Annotated in this window: 4 protein-coding genes and 1 pseudogene; all 5 read right to left on the bottom strand. The window is 71.7% G+C overall.

Annotated features, from left to right (window positions below; all coding sequences use genetic code 11):
- Positions 1–61 precede the first annotated feature (61 nt).
- Positions 62–861, bottom strand: a pseudogene (locus tag CH341_RS29460) (YdcF family protein).
- A gap of 127 nt (positions 862–988) precedes the next feature.
- A complete protein-coding gene (locus CH341_RS29455) occupies positions 989–1696 on the bottom strand; it encodes a ribonuclease activity regulator RraA (protein ID WP_425376223.1) in 708 nt (235 codons plus the stop codon).
- Between the two features lie 128 nt (positions 1697–1824).
- Positions 1825–2412 carry a VUT family protein gene (locus CH341_RS29450; RefSeq protein ID WP_245431309.1) on the bottom strand — a complete coding sequence of 196 codons (588 nt, stop codon included), beginning with the start codon at positions 2410–2412 and terminating at the stop codon, positions 1825–1827.
- Positions 2394–3101, bottom strand: a complete 708-nt coding sequence (gene queC, locus CH341_RS29445; protein WP_111422886.1) for a 7-cyano-7-deazaguanine synthase QueC — start codon at positions 3099–3101, stop codon at positions 2394–2396. The genes CH341_RS29450 and queC overlap by 19 nt, the downstream gene beginning before the upstream one ends.
- Positions 3098–3599: hypothetical protein (locus tag CH341_RS34590; RefSeq protein WP_210208668.1), on the bottom strand; the 502-nt coding region annotated here is incomplete at its 5' end. The genes queC and CH341_RS34590, both read right to left, overlap by 4 nt.

Raw genomic sequence — 3599 nt, 5'->3', positions numbered from 1 at the left:
CACCTTCGGTGCGCCCCGGAACGACGCCGAACCGATCGACCGGACTTTCTATGAGCGCCGCTCAAGGGCGGCGCGGCCCCGGGAAGAGCTCCGAGGATCGCCCGGTCAGCCAGTAGACCAGCAGCCCGACCCATTCGCGCATCGCCGTGTCGGCGCGCCGCAGCCCGTCGCCGATCGAGGAGGACGGCCGCAGGTCGTCGATCGGCCCGCGGGTGCGGAAGTCGACCGGATAGGGCTCGACCGCGAAGCCCGCCTTGCGGAACACGCCGACGGCGCGCGGCATGTGATAGGCCGAGGTGACCAGCAGCCAGCGCTCGCCCGGCTTGGGCTGGGCGATCTCCTTGGAGAACACGGCGTTCTCGACCGTGTTGCGGGCCCGGTCCTCGGCGACCAGGCGCTCGCGCGGGACGCCGAGATCCTCGAGCAGCCGCATCGCGACCACCGACTCGTTGCCCTCGGGCAGCAGGAAGGCGGCGTCGCCACCGGTATGGATGATCCTGGCGTCGGGGAAGCGCCGCGCCAGCATGGCGGTCTCGGTCAGCCGCTCGGCGGCCTCGTTGAGCATGTAGGAGCCGCGGGCCTCCGCCACCTCGGGCGTCACGCTGCCGCCGAGCACGACGATGCCGGTGACGTCACCGGGATCGCGGACGATCGGGAAGCGATCCTCCAGCGGCACCAGCAGGACATTGCCGAGCGGCGACCAGCCGACCACCGCCACCAGGATCACGCTGGTGCGGCGAGGCCGGCGCCGAGGCGCCGGAACCGGGTGGCGAGCAGCACCACGCCGAGGAGCCCCACCACGACCACGAGGTTCGACGGCAGGGCGAAGAAGCCGAGGGCTTTCGAGACATAGAAGAACATGCCCCGGTGAAGCGCCCGGCGGACCGGACGTCAAGCCGGCGCGCGCGGTATTTTCGTTGCCGGACGTCGCCGGCCACCCGGCGGCACGAACCGCCGAGCCGTCCGGGCTAGGCCGAGGCCACCCGCGTCAGCTCCGGCTCGACCGCCAGGCGGCGTAGCGGGCCTTGGCCTCGTCGTTGGGCGGATAGAGGCCGGGCAGCGGCACGCCGCGCTCCACCTCGGTGAACACCCAGCTCTCGTAGAGCTCGTGCTCGGCGCCCTCGTGGGCGACATACTCGACGAGGTCCTTGGGGATCACCACGGCGCCGTCGTCGTCCACCACGATGACGTCGTCCGGGAAGATCGCCACCCCGCCGCAGCCGATCGGCTCCTGCCAGTTGACGAAGGTGAGGCCGTTGACCGAGGCGGGCGCGGCGACGCCGGCGCACCACACCGGCAGGCCGCTCGCCAGCACGCCGGTGCGGTCGCGCATGACGCCGTCGGTGACCAGGGCGGTCACGTTCCGCTTCTTCATCCGGGCGCACAGGATGTCGCCGAAGATGCCGGCCGAGGTGATGCCCATGGCGTCGGCGACGACGATGCAGCTCTCCGGCATCGCCTCGATGGCGCCGCGGGTGGAGATCGGCTTCGACCAGCTCTCGGGCGTCGCCAGATCCTCGCGGGCCGGCACGAAGCGCAGCGTGAAGGCGGGCCCGACCAGCCGCTCGCCGCTGCCCACCAGGGGCTTCGGCCCGGCCATCCAGCAGCGCCTGATGCCCTTCTTGAGCAGCATGGTGGTGACGGTGGCGGTCGTCACCTTCTTGAGCAGTTCGTAGAGCGCCGCGGACATGGGGATTCCACCTTGTTGGGGGTCATTCCGGGGCGCCGCGCAGCGGCGAACCCGGAATCCAGACACGAACACCGAGCCCGCCGCTGGATTCCGGGTTCGCGCCTGCGGCGCGCCCGGAATGACGGCCGACGGACCTACGCAGCCGCCAGCCCCAGGCGCTCGTCACGGCGGCGGAGCCACAGGACGAAGGGGATCGACAGCAGCACCATCCAGGCCTTGCCGACCACCTGGCCGGCCAGGAAGTCGAGCGAGCCGAAGGCGAGCCACAGGAACAGCAGCGAGTCGACGACGAGGCCGACGACGCCCGAGGCGATCACGGCCGTCACCATGCGGCGGCGCGCCAGCGGCGTGTAGACGGCGAGGTCCGCCATCTCGGAGACCAGGAAGGCGGCCGCCGAGGCGAGCACCAGGGCCGGCGGCGCCAGAAAGGCCGAGAGCAGCGCGCCGATCAGCACCGAGAGCGCCGAGACGGCGACGCCGAGCCGGCGCTGGACGAGATCGCGCAGCACCAGGGCGACGCCGACCATCAGCACGCCGGACGGGGCGGAGAGGCCGGGCAGCACCGGCACCAGGCACGGGCCGTGCGGCACGCAGGTCGTCCCGGCGTGCTGGATCAGCCAGTTCGCGGCCGGGATGGTGAGAGCGAAAAGTGCAAGGAAAACCAGACCTTCGGTCCGGCGGCGAACATCGGGGGTGAACGACATCAGCGATTCGACATCCATTTCGAGAACCCCTCGGCCCGCAGGCGGCAGGCCGGGCAGGTGCCGCAGCCATAGCCCCAGGGATGGCGGTCCGAGCGGTTGCCCACATAGCAGGTGTGGGTCTCTTCGAGAAGCAGGTCGACGAACGGAGCGCCCCCCAGCTCGTCGGCGAGACCGAAGGTCTGCGCCTTGTCGATCCACATCAGCGGCGTGTGGAGGACGAAGCGCCGCTGCATGCCGAGATTGAGGGCGAGCTGCATCGCCTTGATGGTGTCGTCCCGGCAGTCCGGATAGCCCGAATAGTCGGTCTCGCACATGCCGGCGACGAGGTGACGGGCGCCACGCCGATAGGCCAGCGCGCCCGCGAAGGTGAGGAAGACCAGGTTCCGGCCCGGCACGAAGGTGGTCGGCAGCCCGTCCTCGGCGACCTCGATGGCGACGTCGCGGGTCAGCGCCGTCTCCGAGACGGCGCCGAGCGCCTCCAGCGGAATGACGTGGTCGTCGCCGAGCCGCTCGGCCCAGCTCGCGTCCAGCGCCGCCATTTTCGCGCGGATCGCCGGGCGGACCGACAGCTCGACCGCATGGCGCTGGCCGTAGGCGAAGCCGATCGTCTCGACCCGCGAATAGCGCGACAGCGCCCAGGCGAGGCACACGGTGGAATCCTGGCCGCCCGAGAACAGGACCAGCGCAGTTTCGTCGGCGACGGTCATGACGCGCCGGTCCCGCTTGCGAGCTCGCGCAGGAGCTGCCGTGCCCGTGCCTTCTCGGCCGGCCGGCCGGTCGCGAGCGCCTCGTCCAGCCGCGTCCGCAGCACCTCCGCGAGGGCCGGATCGGTCCCGGCCAGCGCCGCATAGGCCGAGAGCGCCTCCACCCGTACGATGACGCCGGGGTCGGCCAGCCAGTCCTGGAGCAGGTCCAACGCGGCGGCGCGGTCCCGCGCCTCCAGGACGAGCCGCGGCAGCATCCTGGCGAGATGCCATTTCAGCTCGGGATCGGCGGCGTCCTCGGCGCAGCCGAGCAGCCGCTGCTCGTGGTCGCGCAGCAGATCCGGCGCCTTCGCGGACGCCTTCTCCAGGGCGTCGGCCGCCCGCATGCGGACGCCGCGATCGAGGTCGAACAGCAGCGTCACCAGCTCGCCGCCATCGTCAACTACGCCGACGGCTGTGCCGTGCGCCTCGCCGCGGTTCCGCCCGACGTCGCGGCGCTCG

The sequence above is a fragment of the Rhodoplanes roseus genome (assembly GCF_003258865.1).
Classification (GTDB): Bacteria; Pseudomonadota; Alphaproteobacteria; order Rhizobiales; family Xanthobacteraceae; genus Rhodoplanes; species Rhodoplanes roseus.
The sequence above is the reverse complement of the archived record's forward strand: the minus strand, read 5'-3'. Positions and strand labels throughout refer to the sequence as shown.